We start from the raw sequence: 15,736 nt of genomic DNA, 5'->3' as shown, positions 1-15,736 counted from the left end.
CGCCCTCGGGTCATCGGGGCGGCGGCGTTTCATGGACTGCTTGGATGAGCCAACCGGCGTCCTGCCGGACCAGTTCCAGCTGAATCCGCTGCATGCTGGGATCGGTGTGGTCCTGCACCACGCTGCCATCGGCCCTCAACTGGCGGAACGGCGCCGTGATGACCGTCGCAGCCACCATGACCGGTTGGCCCGACGCTGGTGCTGCCGGGTCAACCGTGAGGTCCTCGAGAGTGGTCTCGAAGTCCTGCAGCCAATCGCCCGCCTCGGTCAGCGCCGCGACGATATCCCGGTCGGTGTCCATGACGGCGGTTCCGGCCACATTGACCCGCTCGAGCAGTGTGGCAGACCGGGTACGCAGGGCTTCGGCACGCAACCATGCCAGAGCGGGCACGGCCGCGGCCGCGTCGTCGCCATGCAGTGCCTGCTCAAGGTCCGCCGGCATGGTCCGTGCCTCCGGCGGTGCCACAGCCCGTCCTTCACGCTGCGCCGCGGCAACCTGCTGCACGGACTGGCCGCCGCCGGCAACTTGCGCCGCCTCCCGGGCACTCGGCGGCGCGGAGCTGCTCACCGCTGCGAGGGTCAACCCCGCCGCCGCAGCCACGGCTGTCAGCGCGAGCACCGCCCTGCCCCACCGTCGTCCGGCGGCTGGCCGGGCGTCGACGGCGGCGGGCAGATGTTGTTCACGTCCTCCTGTGTCACGCTCCCGCAGCCGCAGCCGCGACGGCAGCGGGAGCCGCGTGCGGATCCGGGGCCGGGACCGCAGCCCGGGCAACGGCGTGGGCTTTTTGTCCGGCCGGCCCGCCCGCTTCCCCTCCCTCTGGCGCCGGGTCAACAGTTGGCTGGCCACGGAGCGATGTGCCGACGCGGTCAGGTTTAGCGCCTCGGGGCGCGCGGTCCTGATCACGCGCCGGGCGAACTCTGCCGCCGACGGGCGCTCGTTCGCACGCTCCGCCAGTCCTTCTTCCAGCAGGGCAACCAGCTCCTCCGGCACATCAGGCACCAACGCGCCCAGCGGCGGGCGATGTGCAGTGGCACCCGGCACCCGTCCGGTGAGGCAGAACCAACCGATGGCAGCCAGTGCGTAGACGTCCGCTTCTGGGTCCAGCCCGCCCTCGGCCGGCATCCGGTGCGGCGCACTGAACCCGGGCGTGCCTGCCGCCGGCGGCTTATCGCTGCCCAGCGCACGCGCAGCGCCCAGATCGGCCAGCAACGGCTTGCCCACCGCCGTGAACAGCACGTTGCCAGGCGAGACATCGCCGTGGACCACTCCGGTGCCATGCAAGTAGTCGAGGGCACTGGCCAGCGGAGTCAGGATGGTCACCGCTTCGCCCACCGACAAGGGGCCCCGGGCGGCGACGAGCGCCGCCAGCGAACCACCGGCGGCATATTCCAGCAGCAGCCCCGGGCCCCGGTCCGTAGCCGCCTGACCATGCGTTTGCAGCAGGTGCTCATGCCGCCCGCCCGCCAACAAGGCCGATTCGCGGTCCGCCGCAGCAACGGTGGTCACCACCAGCGGCGTGTTGCTGACCACGGCCCAGGGCGCAGGCCTGCCGGCCTCGGCAGCCGGCCCATGGAGCGCCGCACGCCGCGTCATCGGCGGCGCACCGGCGTCGTCGTGGTTTGCAGCAGAGCCGCGCGGGTCCGACAGCACCTTCAAGGCATACTCGGTACCTGTCGCCGCTTCCCGGACCAGCCACACCGATGCCGAGGCGCCGCTGCCGAGCCACCGCTGCACGATGAATCCCGGTGCCGCCGGACGCGGCGGTTCCTGCCCGGCGAGGGCCGTGCCGTCTGTCCGCTCGTCGTCGTCCATGCCTTACTTCTACTCCGTTCGGCGACGGTGCGCTGGCGTTATCCACAGCCCGCTCCGGTACACAAATAGAACTGCCGGTCGCCGGAGCGTAGGCTTGCGGGATGGCACTTGAGTTTTCGCGGGTGGGATTTGCCCCTGACTACGTCGACTATGAAGAAGGCTGGGCGCTGCAACGCCGGCTGCACGCTGAAGTGGTGGCGGGTTCCGCCCCCAGTACGGTGCTGTTGCTGGAACACAGCCCGGTGTATACCGCCGGAAAGAGGACCGAAGAGCACGAACGGCCGCTGGACGGCACCCCCGTGGTCAGCGTGGACCGCGGCGGCAAACTGACCTGGCACGGGCCCGGCCAGCTGGTGGGTTACCCCATTGTGGCCCTCCCCGATCCCACCAAGGTGGCCGGCTACGTGGACATCCTGGAGCAGGTCCTGATCAATGTGCTCGCAGATTACGGCGTAACAGGCACGCGGATCGAGGGCCGGTCAGGCGTGTGGATCGACGCCGACGAGCGCGGCCCGGCCCGCAAGATCGCCGCAATCGGCATCCGTGTCAATCACCGGGTGACCATGCACGGCTTTGCCTTGAACTGTCGTAATGATCTGGCGCCCTACAGCCAGATCATTGCCTGCGGCATCACCGATGCCGGCACCACCACCATCCAGGCCGAAACCGGCTTGGACGTCGCGCCGGCCGACATCGCCGACCGGGTGGAGGCGGAACTCCGCTCGTACGAAACCTCGCTGGTCAAGGCCGCTACCCCCGGCCCCGCGGCCACCGACACCGACCCTGGCTACCGCCAGACCGAAGGAGCCATGCTGTGACGCTCGCCCCCGAAGGACGCCGCTTGCTGCGCGTCGAGGCCCGCAATGCCGCAACCCCCGTGGAGCGCAAGCCGGATTGGATCAAGGCCAAGGTCAGCATGGGCCCCGAGTACGTGGGCATGAAGAACCTGGTCAAAAAGGAAGGGCTGCACACGGTCTGCGAAGAGGCAGGCTGCCCCAATATCTTTGAGTGTTGGGAAGACCGCGAGGCAACGTTCCTGATCGGCGGCTCCGAGTGCACCCGGCGTTGCGATTTCTGCCAGATCGACACCGGCAAGCCGTCGCCGCTTGACGTTCTGGAGCCCACCAAGGTGGCCCAGTCGGTGCAGCAGATGAACCTGCGCTACGCCACCGTCACCGGCGTGGCCCGCGACGACCTGGCCGACGAGGGCGTGTGGCTCTACGCCGAGACCATCCGGAAGATCCACGAACTCAACCCGGGCACCGGCGTCGAAATCCTGATCCCGGACTTCTCCGGCAAGCCCGAGCACATCACCGCGATCTGCGAGGCCAAGCCGGAGGTGTTCGCGCACAACCTGGAGACCGTGCCGCGGATCTTCAAGCGCATCCGCCCCGCGTTCCGCTACGACCGCTCGCTGGACGTCCTCACCCAGGGCCGCGACCAGGGCATGGTGACCAAGTCCAACCTGATGCTGGGGATGGGCGAGACCCGCGAAGAGATCTCCGAGGCGCTGCGCGACCTGCACGCCGCCGGCTGCGACCTGATCACCATCAACCAGTACCTGCGCCCGACCGAGCGCCACCACCCGGTGGAGCGCTGGGTCAAGCCCGAGGAATTCGTCGAGCTGAGCCAGGAGGCCGAGGAGATCGGCTTCCTGGGTGTGATGAGCGGGCCGCTGGTGCGCTCGTCCTACCGGGCCAGCCGCTTGTGGGCCACCGCCATGCGTAAGAAGGGCTTGGACCTTCCGCCCGAGCTGGCCCACATCGGCGAATCCGGCAGCACCCGTCAGGAAGCCGCCACGCTGGTTGCTTCCCGCTAGCTGAACCGGCTGGAACCACGGTCCGGGGGCCGCCAGGCTGCCGGACCGTTGCCGTGTCCCGAGAAGGCGCGCGAGCGACCCGTCCGTCACGATAGAATTGAACATTATGGCCAATCGCACCGATTCCGATGCCCCGAAACGGGGTCTCTTCTCACGCAAGCCCAAGGCTGAGAAGCCGTCCAAAGCCAACAAGCAGCCCGGCCGGCTGAAGCAGATCGGCCAGGTCTTCCAAATGACCCGGCGCAACGACCCGAACGTTGTCTGGTTCATGCTGCTGGCCTTCCTCGGCATCGTCGCCGTGGGCCTGGCCGTCGGCCTGCTGATCAACAACTGGATCACGCTGCTGATCATCTCCATCCCGCTGGGCGTGCTGGCTGCCACCTTCATCCTGTCCCGCCGCGCCGAACGTGCTGCGTTCTCGCAGATTGAAGGCCAGCCGGGTGCTTCCGGAGCGGCCCTGAGCGTCCTGCGCCGCGGCTGGATACTGCAGGACCAGCCGGTGGCCGTGAATCCCCGGACCCAGGACGCGGTGTTCCGTGCCGTGGGCCGCCCCGGCATTGTGCTGGTCACCGAGGGTCCCTCGCACCGCGTGCGCCAGTTGGTGGAGTCGGAGCGCCGCAGGCTGCGCCGCATTCTGCCCAACGTCAAGATTCATGTGATCGAGACCGGCCGCGGCGAGGGCCAGGTGGAGCTGAGCAAGGTGGCCAAGACCGTGCAGAAGCTCAAGAAGGAACTGACCAAGCAGGAGGTCAGCGCCGTGGACAAGCGGCTGCAGGCCCTGGGCAGCAGCAAGCTGCCGATCCCGAAGGGCGTGGACCCGTTCAAGGCCCGCCCGGACCGCAAGGCCATGCGCGGACGCTGATCCTTCCCTAGATATGCGAGAGGGGCTGCCGGTTCTGAACCGGCAGCCCCTCTCGCATATCAGGAGTTGATTTTGTCTGCGTCCGCCTGCGGTTGCACGCGACGCTGGCCGCGTCAGCGGCGGATCAGGATGGTGCCCATGGCCCGGTCGTGCAGGCCGCGCTGGTCGGCGTCGAAAATGGCCGCCGGAATCACCAGGCACAACAGGATGGTGCGGACCACCGCGGGCATCAGTCCCGGAGCGGAGCCGTCGAGTTTGCGCACCTGGATGCCGAGCAGCCGGTGGCCGATGCTGTAGCCCAGGGTTCCCACCAGCAGCAACTGCTCGACGGCGAACACAGCCAGGATGGAAAGCTGGCCGCCGCCCAGGAACGCGTTAGCGATCGCATAACAGAGCAGCCAGTCGATCAGCAGCGCCACGATCCGGCGCCCCGGGCGGGCAATCGATCCGCTGCCGGATTGGGGCAGCCCAAGCCGCTGGCCGGGCCATTGCTGCATGTTGGACTGCGGGGGGCCTTCAAGCCAGGAACCAAGATCGCGTCTACTTACCACCCCTCAAGTTTACCGGTCGACGATGGCGCTGGTTCCCGGAGCGGCCGGACCTCCCGCAACTGCTGGCAAAGCCGTCGGCCCGCTGCCGCTAAACTTGCAGTGCACATCGATTTAAGTAACCTGCCCGAAACAATTGCGACACTGACGGGAAATTCCCTGCTTCTACTGTTGTAACTGTTGCCGCCCCGTAGAGCGGAGGCAGGTTCCCCCAGAATGCGTAAGGAGCATGACCCGATGTTCAAGAATGCGGACGAGGTCCTCACATACATCGCCGACGAAGACGTCAAGTTCGTCGATATCCGTTTCACCGACCTGCCAGGCGTCCAGCAGCACTTCAACGTGCCCGCGAAGACCGTTGACGCCGACTTCTTCGTGAACGGGCAGCTCTTCGACGGCTCCTCGATCCGCGGTTTCCAGGGCATCGCCGAATCCGACATGCAGCTGATCCCGGATGTCACCACCGCATTCATCGATCCGTTCCGGGTGGAGAAGACGCTGGCCCTGAACTTCTCCATCGTGAACCCGCGAACCGGCGACCCGTACCACCGCGACCCGCGCGGCGTGTCCGAGCGTGCCGAGGCGTACCTTGCATCCACCGGGATCGCCGACACCGCGTTCTTCGCCCCGGAAGCCGAATTCTTCATTTTCGACGACGTCCGTTACCAGTCCAGCCCGGAGCACTCCTTCTATAAGGTGGACTCGGTCGAGGCCCACTGGAACTCCGGCAAGAAGGAAGAAGGCGGCAACCAGGGCTACAAGACCCCGGTCAAGGGCGGCTACTTCCCGGTGGCCCCCACCGACAAGCAGGCCGACCTGCGCGACGCGATCTGCGTGGAACTGGACGCCGTCGGCCTCGAAGTGGAACGGTCCCACCATGAAGTCGGCTCCGCCGGCCAGGCCGAGATCAACTACCGGTTCAGCACCATGACGCACGCCGCCGACGACCTGCTGAAGTTCAAGTACATCGTCAAGAACGTGGCCGATGCCTGGGGCAAGTCCGCCACCTTCATGCCCAAGCCCGTCTTCGGTGACAACGGTTCCGGCATGCACTGCCACCAGTCGCTGTGGACCGGCGGAGAGCCCCTGTTCTACGACGAGAAGGGCTACGCCGGCCTGTCCGACACCGCCCGCTGGTACATCGGCGGCCTGCTCAAGCACGCTTCCGCCGTGCTCGCGTTCACCAACCCCACGGTGAACTCCTACCGCCGGCTGGTCAAGGGCTTCGAGGCCCCGGTGAACATGGTCTACTCGCAAGGCAACCGCTCGGCCGGCATCCGCATCCCGATCACCGGTTCCAACCCCAAGGCCAAGCGCATCGAGTTCCGCGCTCCCGACCCCAGCTCCAACCCCTACCTGGCCTTCGCCGCCCAGCTGATGGCAGGCCTGGACGGGATCAAGAACCGCATCGAGCCGGCCGACCCGATCGATAAGGACCTGTACGAGCTGCCCGCCGAGGAAGCCAAGGACATCCAGAAGGCTCCGGGTTCGCTGGAGGAAGCGCTCGAGGCGCTGGAGGCGGACAACGAGTTCCTGCAGGCCGGCGGCGTCTTCACCCAGGACCTGATCGACACCTGGATCGCCTACAAGCGCGAAGAGGAAATCACACCGCTGGCCGCCCGCCCGAACCCCTACGAGTTCGAGCTCTACTACGGCTGCTAGCCCCAGCATGCGCTAGACGTGCGGCAGCCCCGGCGTCCGCACGATCGTGAGCTCCTCGAAGCGGCCCGCTATTGCCCTCCGGCAACCAGCGGGCCGCTTTCGTGCGTCGACACCCGCTAACGGCCCAGCGCCTTGCGGAATATGGCCACCACGCCAACGAACACCAGCGCGGTGACCGTGAGCACGAACGAATAGGCGACACCGATGCGCAGTATCACCAGGAGCACCAGGAACAGGGCGAGCGCGACGATGAGCGCGTTCTTCACCGGTCGCGGGGTACGGCCGCTGAGTGTGGATCCTCCGTTTCCACCAATAAGCCACATTTTGCCACTGCCGGGCGTCCACGTCCCGTCCCTGGCCGGGCCACCTGCGCGCGTTAGGCCTCCGCCGGAATGGTCCCGTCCCCTGGCCGGCCGGACGGCACGCGCGCAGGCCCTAGCGGTGCGTTTCGGTGACGGCGGTGAGCAGGAACACCGAGTCTTCGGATGCTTCCACCGAGTGCCGCTCCTGCGGAATCACGGCCAGCTGGTTCTGGTTCACCGCCATGCGTCCGGACGCGGAGACCACGGTCACCGACCCTTCAAGGACCAGCAGGGTGCCGGCGAGAGGAGCGTTGTGCTCCCCCAGTTCGGCCCCGGCCTTCAGTGCGAGTACGGTTTGGCGCAGCGGACCGTCCTGGGCCACCAAGGCCGCACTGCGTCCGTGCGGCGAGCCGACCGCCACCGCCAGATGCTCGCGTCCAACCACATCGATGTCGGTCATCTCTGAAGTCTCCTTCGCTTAGGTTCCGGCATCAGCCTAGCCCGGTCCCCTTCCGGCAGCCATCAAAGCACAGCGGCTGGCCCGACGGCGGTGCCTGCCGAGCCGGGCTGCCCGCCGCCGGCAGCGGCTCGGAGCGCCCTGGCCGGGAGTTCAGGTGCCGTAACCGTAGAAGTAGCGCTCGAAAATGGCGCGGGCGCGCCGGGTCAGGCGCAGGTAGTCTTCCTCGATGGCCGCTGCGTTTCCCGGCTCGTACCCGCACCAGCGCGCCACCGCTTCCAGGTCCCGCCGCGAGGCGGGCAGCAGGTCGGAGTTCTTACCGGCCCAGATCACATTGGCCGAGCGGATCCGGGTGGCCAGGCTCCAGCTCCGGCCGAGCGTTGCCGCGTCGTCCTCGGGCAGCAGCCCGGCGGCGGCGATGGCCGAGAGCGCCGCCAGGGTGTTGGTGGTGCGCAGCTCCGGACGCCCGTGGGCGTGCTGCAGCTGCAGCAACTGCACCAGCCATTCCACGTCGCTGAGTCCGCCGCGGCCCAGCTTCAGATGCCGGGCCGGATCGGCGCCGCGCGGCAGCCGCTCGGATTCCACCCGGGCCTTGATCCGGCGGATCTCGCGGGCTTGGTCGCTGGCCAGCTCCGCCGGGTAGCGGATCGGATCCACCAATGCCATGAAGTCTTCGGCGAGGGCGTCGTCTCCGGCCATCGGGCGGGCGCGCAGCAAGGCCTGTGCCTCCCACACCAGCGACCAGCGCTGGTAGTACTCCCGGTACGAGTCCAGCGACCGCACCATCGGCCCGTTCTTGCCTTCCGGCCGCAGGGCCGCATCCACCTCCAGCACCCGCTCGGCCAGCACCGGCGGAGTACACGGCTGCTTTAGCAACGCAGAAATCCGGGCCACGATGCGCTCCGCCTGCTGCTGGGCCTGGCCGGGATCCGCACCCGGCAACGGCCGGTGCACGTACATCACGTCGGCATCCGAGCCGTAGCTGATTTCGCGTCCGCCCTGGCGTCCCATGGCGACCACCAGCAGCGCCGTCAACCGTTCCTCCGACTCCAGCACGGAGGTTTCCGCCACGTGCAAGGCCCCGAGCACTGCAGCCCGGTCGGCGTCGGACAAGGCCGCGCCGACCTGGCTTTGCTCCAGCAGGCCGGACGAGTCGGCGAGCGCTATGCGCAGCGTTTCCCGGCGGCGGATCAGCCGGATCAGCCGGATGGCCTCTTCCGGCACCGGATGGCGGGACATCTTGGATTGGATCTCCTGCCACTGGGCGTCGAAGCTCAGCGGCACCAGGTCTTTGTCCGTGCCCAGCCACGCCGTCGATTCCGGTGAGACCTCCAGCAGGTCCGTGATGAAGCGGCTGCTGGAGAGGACGTGGCACAGCCGTTCGGCGGCGGAGCTCGAGTCGCGCAGCATGCCCAGATACCAGTGCGAGTCCCCCAGCCGTTCGCTCAACCGCCGGAAGCCCAGCAGCCCGGCATCAGGGTCCACCCCGGAAGCGATCCATTCCAGCAGCACCGGCAGCAGTTGGCGCTGCAGCGAGGCCTTCCGGCTGACCCCGCCGGTCAGCGCCTCAATGTGGCGCATGGCGCCGCGCGGATCCTGGTAGCCCAAGGCGGCCAGCCGGCCCTGGGCCGCCTCGGGGCTGAGCCGCACTTCGTCCAGGCTCAGGTTGGACGCGGCGGCCAGCAGCGGCCGGTAGAAGATTTGCTCATGCAGCGCCCGCACCCGGCGCTTGGTCTGCTGCCATTTCTCCAGCAGTTCCGCCGGTGCCGGCCGCCGGTCCAGCAGCGCCCCCTGTGCTGCCTTGGCCAGCACGCGCTGGGCCTGCTCGGCTTCGGGCATCAGGTGGGTCCGGCGCAGCTGCACCAGTTGGATCCGGTGCTCCAGCACACGCAGGAACCGGTACGCCTCATCGAATTCGCGGGCGTCCGCCCGGGAGATGTAGCCGGCCACGCTCAAGGCCCCAATGGCGGAGGTGGTGTCCCGCTGCCGGATGGATTCGTCCACACGGGCATGGACCAGCTGGAGCAATTGGACCGTGAACTCGACGTCCCGGAGTCCGCCGCGCCCCAGCTTGATCTGCCGGCCGCGCTCATGGGCCGGAATGTTTTCCGTAACCCGGCGGCGCATGGATTGCACCGACTCGACAAAGCCATCGCGCTCCGAGGAGGACCACACCAGCGGTGCGACCGCTTCCTCATACCGGCGGCCCAGCTCCGCGTCGCCGGCCACCGCCCGGGCCTTCAGCAACGCTTGGAACTCCCAGCTCTGGGCCCAGCGCCGGTAGTACGTCAGATGCGAATCCAGGGTCCGCACCAATGGCCCGTCTTTGCCTTCCGGCCGCAGGTTGGCGTCCACTTCCCAGAGTCCGGGCTCCGGCCCGGGGGACGAGATGGCGCGCGCCGTTCCGGTGGCCAGAGCGGCACCTATGGCGGCGGCATCGCCGTCGTCGAGTCCCTCGGCCTCGACGACGTACACCACGTCGACGTCGGAAATATAATTCAGCTCGCCGGCGCCGCACTTGCCCATCCCGATGATGGCCAGTTTCACCGCCGCAACGTCCTCGGCGGGATAGCGTTCCGCCACTTCGGCCCGGGCCACCGCCAGCCCGGCCTCCAGCGCAGCCGCCGCCAGGTCGGCCAGCTCCCGGCCGACCGCCGGCATGAAGTCGACCGGAGAGGCAGCGCAAAGATCGCGGATGGCCAGTTCGGCCAGATGCCGGCGGTACGTGCTCCGCAGCTCGATGTAGGCGTCCTTGCCGGCGAGGGACGCGACCGGTTGGTCGGACAGCGGATCTGCCCGGACGGACTGCAGCATCGAACTGCGCAGCCGGGACGCCGGAACGCTGCCCGGTTCCGGGCCGATATCCGTGTCCAGGACGTCAAGGTGCTCCGGCCGGCGGAGCAGGAATTCGCCCAGCGCTTCCGAGGCCCCGAGTAGCCGGAACAGGGCTTCGCTGCCGTCGCCACCCGTGTTGATGACCTCAACCAGGGACGGGTTCTTCTCCAGCAGCCGGACCAGGGTGACCAGCGCCTGGTCCGGGTCCGCGCTGACGGCGAAGCCCGCCTCCAACCGTTCCTGGCTGACGCCGGTGAGTTCCTTGGCCTGCAGGAAACGGGTGCTGCGCTCCAGGTCGTGAAAACCTCGGGCAATCAAACGCCGGGTGGTGAGCACTGTCTTTCGTCCTAGAGGATTCCGATGTTGCGCTTCAGCTCGTGCGGGGTCACCTGCAGCCGGTAGTCGTGCCATTCGGCGCGCTTGTTCCGCAGGAAGATTTCGTAGACCTGCTCGCCCAGGATGCCGGCGACCAGTTCGGACTCTTCCATCGCCCGGATGGCGTCGTGCAGGCTGGACGGCAGCGGATCAAGGCCCATGGCGCGGCGCTCCGCGGTGCTCAGGCTCCAGACGTCGTCCTCGGCCGCCGGCGGCAGCTCGTAGCCTTCCTCGATCCCCTTCAGGCCTGCCCCGAGCAGCACCGCGTAGGACAGGTACGGGTTGGCGGCCGAGTCAATGCCGCGGTACTCGACCCGGGCCGACTGGCCCTTGTTCGGCTTGTAGAGCGGAACCCGCAGCAGGGCGGAGCGGTTGTTGTGGCCCCAGGAGATATAGCTGGGGGCCTCTCCCCCGCCCCACAGCCGTTTGTACGAGTTGACGAACTGGTTGGTGACCGCGGTGAACTCCGGGGCGTGGTGCAGGATCCCGGCCATGAACTGGCGGGCCGTTTTGGACAGCTGGTATTCGGCACCGGCTTCGAAGAAGGCGTTCGAATCGCCCTCGAACAACGAGAAGTGGGTGTGCATGCCGGAGCCGGGGTGATCGGAGAAAGGCTTGGGCATGAAGGTGGCATAGATGCCCTCCATCAACGCCACTTCCTTGACCACCGTGCGGAAGGTCATGATGTTGTCCGCGGTCTGCAGGGCGTCGGCGTAGCGGAGGTCGATTTCGTTCTGCCCGGGACCGTCCTCATGATGGCTGAACTCCACCGAGATGCCCACGTTTTCCAGCATGGTCACCGCCGTGCGGCGGAAGTCCTGTGCGACGCCGCCGGGCACGTGGTCGAAATAGCCGGCCCGGTCCACGGGCACCGGAATCCCGTCCGGCCCCAGTTCGTCGGACTTGAGCAGATAAAACTCGATCTCCGGATGGGTATAGCAGGTGAATCCCATCTCCGCCGCCTTGCTCAGCGTCCGCTTCAGCACGTTGCGCGGATCGGCGCTGGAGGGCTCGCCGTCGGGCGTGAGCACATCGCAGAACATCCGCGAGGTCTGCTCCGCCTCGCCCCGCCAGGGCAGGATCTGGAATGTCGTGGGGTCCGGCTGGACCAGCATGTCCGACTCGAAAACCCGGGCCAGGCCCTCGATCGAGGAACCGTCGAAGCCGAGCCCTTCTTCGAAGGCGCCTTCCACCTCAGCAGGAGCCAGCGCCACGGATTTCAGCGACCCGACGATGTCCGTGAACCAGAGCCGGACGAACCGCACGTCGCGCTCTTCGATGGTGCGGAGGACGAATTCCTGCTGACGGTCCATGGGCTGCCTTTCACTATGTCCGCAAGCGGCTTCTGACTCGGCGTCGGAAGCCGCTTGCCAGAGCCTGCCTTGTACTTCCCTTAGCCTACTGGCAGCACCGCCGAACTTTCCGCCCGGTAACGCGGCCGCGCACAAGTGGAGCAAGCAGACGTCTGAGGATTAGGCTCTATCACATGCCCACTTCACAGCCTTCCGGCGCAGAGCAGCCGGCTCCCTACGGCACGCCCGCCGCGTCTTCGGCGCCGCGCCCGGCCCGCCGCACCCGCATTCACCACCTGCAGCAGGCCAAGGACGAGGGCCGCCGCTTTGCGATGCTGACCGCGTATGACCAGTACACCGCGGAGATTTTCGATGCGGCCGGGATCGAGGTGCTGTTGATCGGCGACTCGGCGTCCAACAATGTGCTGGGCAACGAAACGTCGCTGCCGATCACGGTGGACGAAATGCTGCCGCTCTGCCGGGCGGTCGCCCGTTCGGCCCGGAGCGCCTTCGTCGTTGCCGACCTGCCCTTCGGCAGCTATGAGGTCTCGCCGGCGCAGGCGGTGGAGACCGGCGTGCGTTTCCTGAAGGAAACGGGAGTCCATGCGGTGAAGATGGAGGGCGGCGCGTACTACGCGGACACCGTCCGTGCCCTGGTGCAGGCCGGCGTTCCGGTGATGGCCCACATCGGCTTCACCCCGCAGAGCGAGCACGCGTTGGGCGGCTACCGGGTGCAGGGCCGCGGCGACGACGCCGGGCGGCTGATTGACGATGCGCTGGCGCTGGAAGCGGCCGGGGCGTTTGCGGTGCTGATGGAGATGGTCCCGGCCGAGGCGGCAGCCAAGGTTGATCAGGCCCTGCACGTTCCCACGGTCGGCATCGGAGCCGGTCCGTCGACCACCGGCCAGGTGCTCGTCTGGCAGGACATGGTGGGTCTGCGCGGGGGCAAGATGGCCAAGTTCGTCAAGCAGTATGCAGACGTGCGCAGCATCATTTCCGACGCCGCTGCCGCCTTCCGCTCGGAGGTCCAGGACGGCGCGTTCCCCGGCCCGGAGCACTCCTTCTAGCGAGGGTCTGCCACCCGGACGCGCTGGCCCCGGGCGGGCGCACCCGGACGGGCGGGGCCGCCGACCGCGTCAGTCGTCCTCGGCGTCCCACTCCTCGTTGCGCTGATGCACCTTTTCCAGCGCGTGCTCGGCCTCTTCGCGGGTCGCGTATGGGCCGATCAGTTGGGTCCAGTCGGACTGGGCGCCCACTTCCACCTGGTGGGTGACGACGTTGTACCAGAAATCCGCCATGCCGGCCTCCTTAAGTTGACGGCGCCGTTGCAGCGTAGCCGCCTGCCGGCGTCTGACCCGCCCGGGCACCGCTGCAGCACCTATATGATCGATACTATGCCCCACAACGCAGCAACAGCACCCGCCGGAACCCTCGTTCAAGGCACCGTCAGCCCCACTTTGCCGGTCCCCGCTTCGATTGAACGGCCCGAGTACGCGTGGAAACCGGCGCCGGCCAAATTCACCGGTTCCGAGGTCAAGTCACCGGAAACCATCGAAAAAATCCGCACCGCAGGTCGGATCGCTGCACAGGCCATCGTGGAGGTCGGCAAGCACATCGAACCAGGCGTCACCACTGACCAATTGGACCGGATCGGCCATGAGTTCCTGCTGGACCACCATGCGTATCCGTCCTGCCTGGGCTACCGCGGCTTCCCGAAGTCGATTTGCTCCTCACTCAATGAGGTGATTTGCCACGGGATCCCGGATACCACCGTGGTGCAGGACGGCGACATCATCAACATCGACATCACCGCCTATCTGGACGGCGTCCACGGGGATACCAACCACACCTTCCTGGTCGGCGACGTCGACGAGGAGTCGAGGCTGCTGGTCGAGCGCACTCAGGAGTCGCTGCGCCGCGGCATCAAAGCAGTGGCGCCGGGCCGCGAAATCAATGTCATCGGCCGGACCATCGAGTCCTACGCCAAGCGTTTCGGCTACGGCGTGGTCCGCGATTTCACCGGCCATGGCGTGGGCGAAGCGTTCCACACCGGCCTGATCATCCCGCATTACGACGCCGCCCCCGCCTACAGCCGGGTGATCGAGCCGGGAATGGTCTTCACCATCGAGCCAATGTTGACGTTAGGCACCATCGAATGGGAGATGTGGGACGACGACTGGACGGTTGTCACCAAGGACCGCAAGCGGACCGCCCAGTTCGAGCACACCCTGGTGGTCACCGACTCCGGCGCGGAGATCCTGACCCTGCCCTAACCCGCCACTCTCCGGTGCAGCGGGTAGGCTACCGAATAGTCTGGCGCGGCACGCCGGCTACAAGCGCACACGGAGGTGGCATGGCGACCAAGGACGGCAAGGACGGCAAGGCAGCCAAACTGGCAGCACGCTCGGCAATCGGGATCGATATCGGCGGCACCGGCATCAAGGGCGGCATCGTGGACCTCAAAAAGGGAAATCTGGTCGGCGACCGCATCCGTTACGACACTCCCCGCCCGTCCACGCCGGATGCCGTGGCCGACGTCGTCGCCCGCATCGTCACCGAACTCTGCGCCCGGCCGGAGGGCCCGGCGCCGGACCGCCCGGTGGGCGTCACCTTCCCTGCCATCATCCGCCACGGCGTCGCCCGGTCGGCGGCCAACGTTGACCCCAGCTGGATCGGCACCGACGTCGATTCGCTGCTCACCGCCAAGATGTCCCGTCCCGTGCAGGTCATCAACGACGCGGACGCGGCCGGGCTGGCCGAGGCCCGTTATGGGGCCGGGTCCGGCGTGAAGGGCACCCTGCTGGTCATCACCCTGGGCACCGGCATCGGCTCTGCCTTCATCTTCAACGGCAAGCTGGTGCCCAACGCCGAACTGGGGCATCTGGAGCTGGACGGGCACGACGCCGAGTCGAAGGCTTCCGCCGCGGCCCGGGAACGCGAGGGGCTGGACTGGGAGGAGTATGCCGAGCGCCTGCAGCGCTATTTTTCGCACGTGGAGTTCTTGTTCTCACCGGAGCTGTTCATCATCGGCGGCGGTATTTCGAAACGGAGCGAGGACTTCCTGCCCCTGCTTCGGCTGGCCACGCCGATCATTCCGGCGCAGCTGCGCAACAACGCCGGCATCGTCGGGGCTGCGCTGCAGTCGGCGATCCACTTCGGTTTCGCCAAGTAAACAGTTGGTGCCGGTGGCGGCCTCGGCTTCCCCTCCGCAGCCGCCACCGGAGTCTTGAGTGCGTTATTGCGCTGTCAGCGGCCGTTGCCGGCCTTCCGGCCCCTGCTGGCCGTTTTTCTGCGCATCGCGGCGCAGCTGGTCGATGGCGGATTCGAAATCCTCCAGCGATTCGTAGCCCTGGTACACGCTGGCGAACCGCAGGAACGCGATCAGATCCAGCTTCTTCAGCGGGCCGAGGATCGCCAGCCCTACCTCGTGGGCGTCGATTTCCGCCGCGCCGCTGGCGCGGACCGATTCTTCGACTTCCTGCGCCAGCATGGCCAGGTCGTCTTCCGTCACCGGCCGGCCCTGGCAGGCCTTGCGCACGCCGTTGACCACCTTGGTGCGGCTGAACGGCTCGCTGACCCCCGAACGCTTGATCACGCTGAGGCTGGTGGTCTCGACCGTGGTGAACCGGCGCCCGCAGGCCGGGCATTGCCGGCGCCGGCGGATCGCCGAGCCGTCATCGGTCAGCCGGCTGTCCACCACGCGCGAATCGGAGTTGCGGCAGAACGGGCAATACACGCAACACTCCTTCCGGGGGGGGTAACAGCAACAAA

The 15,736-nt window shown here is 67.5% G+C and carries 15 protein-coding genes; 7 read left to right on the top strand and 8 right to left on the bottom strand.

Translation table 11 applies throughout. The annotated features are described in order from the left end of the window. Positions 1-10: 10 nt before the first annotated feature. A complete protein-coding gene (locus AB0N75_RS11740) occupies positions 11-1,813 on the bottom strand; it encodes a protein kinase (RefSeq protein WP_364649712.1) in 1,803 nt (600 codons plus the stop codon). A 101-nt stretch (positions 1,814-1,914) separates the two neighbouring features. Here AB0N75_RS11740 and lipB point away from each other — a divergent pair, with 101 nt between their 5' ends. The 3 genes from lipB (at position 1,915) to AB0N75_RS11725 (ending at position 4,494) form a co-directional block, all read left to right on the top strand. Further along, positions 1,915-2,631, top strand: a complete 717-nt coding sequence (gene lipB / locus AB0N75_RS11735; RefSeq protein ID WP_364649709.1) for a lipoyl(octanoyl) transferase LipB — start codon at positions 1,915-1,917, stop codon at positions 2,629-2,631. Next, positions 2,628-3,632, top strand: coding sequence for a lipoyl synthase (lipA, locus tag AB0N75_RS11730; RefSeq protein ID WP_364649706.1), 1,005 nt, complete (start codon positions 2,628-2,630; stop codon positions 3,630-3,632). The genes lipB and lipA overlap by 4 nt, the downstream gene beginning before the upstream one ends. 106 nt (positions 3,633-3,738) lie before the next feature. After that, complete coding sequence (locus tag AB0N75_RS11725) at positions 3,739-4,494, top strand: DUF4191 domain-containing protein (protein ID WP_127514393.1); 756 nt, start codon at positions 3,739-3,741, stop codon at positions 4,492-4,494. 113 nt (positions 4,495-4,607) lie between these two features. On the opposite strand, the gene AB0N75_RS11720 is transcribed toward AB0N75_RS11725, so the two are convergent. Next, positions 4,608-5,045: an RDD family protein gene (locus AB0N75_RS11720; RefSeq protein ID WP_364649703.1), complete on the bottom strand. Its 438-nt coding sequence runs from the start codon at positions 5,043-5,045 to the stop codon at positions 4,608-4,610. Between the two features lie 234 nt (positions 5,046-5,279). Here AB0N75_RS11720 and glnA point away from each other — a divergent pair, with 234 nt between their 5' ends. Continuing rightward, positions 5,280-6,704 (top strand): type I glutamate--ammonia ligase, encoded by a 1,425-nt coding sequence (gene glnA / locus AB0N75_RS11715; protein ID WP_364649700.1) that lies wholly within the window; start codon positions 5,280-5,282, stop codon positions 6,702-6,704. 116 nt (positions 6,705-6,820) lie between these two features. Here glnA and AB0N75_RS11710 read toward each other — a convergent pair whose 3' ends face one another. The 4 genes from AB0N75_RS11710 to AB0N75_RS11695 form a co-directional block, all read right to left on the bottom strand. After that, the gene (locus AB0N75_RS11710; RefSeq protein WP_364649697.1) at positions 6,821-6,970 is read right to left on the bottom strand and encodes a hypothetical protein; all 150 of its coding nucleotides are present in this window, start codon (positions 6,968-6,970) and stop codon (positions 6,821-6,823) included. 169 nt (positions 6,971-7,139) lie between these two features. Beyond that, positions 7,140-7,466, bottom strand: coding sequence for a cupin (locus AB0N75_RS11705; protein WP_364649694.1), 327 nt, complete (start codon positions 7,464-7,466; stop codon positions 7,140-7,142). A gap of 150 nt (positions 7,467-7,616) precedes the next feature. Beyond that, positions 7,617-10,634, bottom strand: a complete 3,018-nt coding sequence (locus AB0N75_RS11700) for a bifunctional [glutamine synthetase] adenylyltransferase/[glutamine synthetase]-adenylyl-L-tyrosine phosphorylase (protein WP_364649691.1) — start codon at positions 10,632-10,634, stop codon at positions 7,617-7,619. Positions 10,635-10,645: 11 nt separating this feature from the next. Beyond that, positions 10,646-11,986 carry a glutamine synthetase family protein gene (locus AB0N75_RS11695; protein ID WP_127514406.1) on the bottom strand — a complete coding sequence of 447 codons (1,341 nt, stop codon included), beginning with the start codon at positions 11,984-11,986 and terminating at the stop codon, positions 10,646-10,648. Between the two features lie 173 nt (positions 11,987-12,159). Between AB0N75_RS11695 and panB the strand changes: the two genes are divergently transcribed. Then, the gene (gene panB, locus AB0N75_RS11690; protein ID WP_364649688.1) at positions 12,160-13,032 is read left to right on the top strand and encodes a 3-methyl-2-oxobutanoate hydroxymethyltransferase; all 873 of its coding nucleotides are present in this window, start codon (positions 12,160-12,162) and stop codon (positions 13,030-13,032) included. A 69-nt stretch (positions 13,033-13,101) separates the two neighbouring features. On the opposite strand, the gene AB0N75_RS11685 is transcribed toward panB, so the two are convergent. After that, positions 13,102-13,296: an SPOR domain-containing protein gene (locus tag AB0N75_RS11685; RefSeq protein ID WP_364650181.1), complete on the bottom strand. Its 195-nt coding sequence runs from the start codon at positions 13,294-13,296 to the stop codon at positions 13,102-13,104. A 63-nt stretch (positions 13,297-13,359) separates the two neighbouring features. Between AB0N75_RS11685 and map the strand changes: the two genes are divergently transcribed. After that, a complete protein-coding gene (map, locus tag AB0N75_RS11680; RefSeq protein WP_364649685.1) occupies positions 13,360-14,238 on the top strand; it encodes a type I methionyl aminopeptidase in 879 nt (292 codons plus the stop codon). Between the two features lie 80 nt (positions 14,239-14,318). Beyond that, positions 14,319-15,137, top strand: a complete 819-nt coding sequence (ppgK, locus tag AB0N75_RS11675) for a polyphosphate--glucose phosphotransferase (RefSeq protein ID WP_364649682.1) — start codon at positions 14,319-14,321, stop codon at positions 15,135-15,137. Between the two features lie 63 nt (positions 15,138-15,200). Here ppgK and nrdR read toward each other — a convergent pair whose 3' ends face one another. Next, positions 15,201-15,701 carry a transcriptional regulator NrdR gene (gene nrdR, locus AB0N75_RS11670; RefSeq protein WP_127514416.1) on the bottom strand — a complete coding sequence of 167 codons (501 nt, stop codon included), beginning with the start codon at positions 15,699-15,701 and terminating at the stop codon, positions 15,201-15,203. Positions 15,702-15,736 lie beyond the last annotated feature (35 nt).

Source organism: Arthrobacter sp. NPDC089319 (genome assembly GCF_040684925.1).
GTDB lineage: Bacteria > Actinomycetota > Actinomycetes > Actinomycetales > Micrococcaceae > Crystallibacter.
Note: the sequence above shows the minus strand (reverse complement) of the source record. Positions and strands in the feature narration are given on the sequence as shown.

Coding starts and splice junctions, on each gene's coding strand:
- AB0N75_RS11740 (WP_364649712.1), bottom strand. CDS start 1,813: ATGGACGACGACGAGCGGACAGACGGCACGGCCCTCGCCGGGCAGGAA.
- AB0N75_RS11725 (WP_127514393.1), top strand. CDS start 3,739: ATGGCCAATCGCACCGATTCCGATGCCCCGAAACGGGGTCTCTTCTCA.
- lipB (WP_364649709.1), top strand. CDS start 1,915: ATGGCACTTGAGTTTTCGCGGGTGGGATTTGCCCCTGACTACGTCGAC.
- ppgK (WP_364649682.1), top strand. CDS start 14,319: ATGGCGACCAAGGACGGCAAGGACGGCAAGGCAGCCAAACTGGCAGCA.
- AB0N75_RS11695 (WP_127514406.1), bottom strand. CDS start 11,986: ATGGACCGTCAGCAGGAATTCGTCCTCCGCACCATCGAAGAGCGCGAC.
- panB (WP_364649688.1), top strand. CDS start 12,160: ATGCCCACTTCACAGCCTTCCGGCGCAGAGCAGCCGGCTCCCTACGGC.
- glnA (WP_364649700.1), top strand. CDS start 5,280: ATGTTCAAGAATGCGGACGAGGTCCTCACATACATCGCCGACGAAGAC.
- map (WP_364649685.1), top strand. CDS start 13,360: ATGCCCCACAACGCAGCAACAGCACCCGCCGGAACCCTCGTTCAAGGC.
- AB0N75_RS11705 (WP_364649694.1), bottom strand. CDS start 7,466: ATGACCGACATCGATGTGGTTGGACGCGAGCATCTGGCGGTGGCGGTC.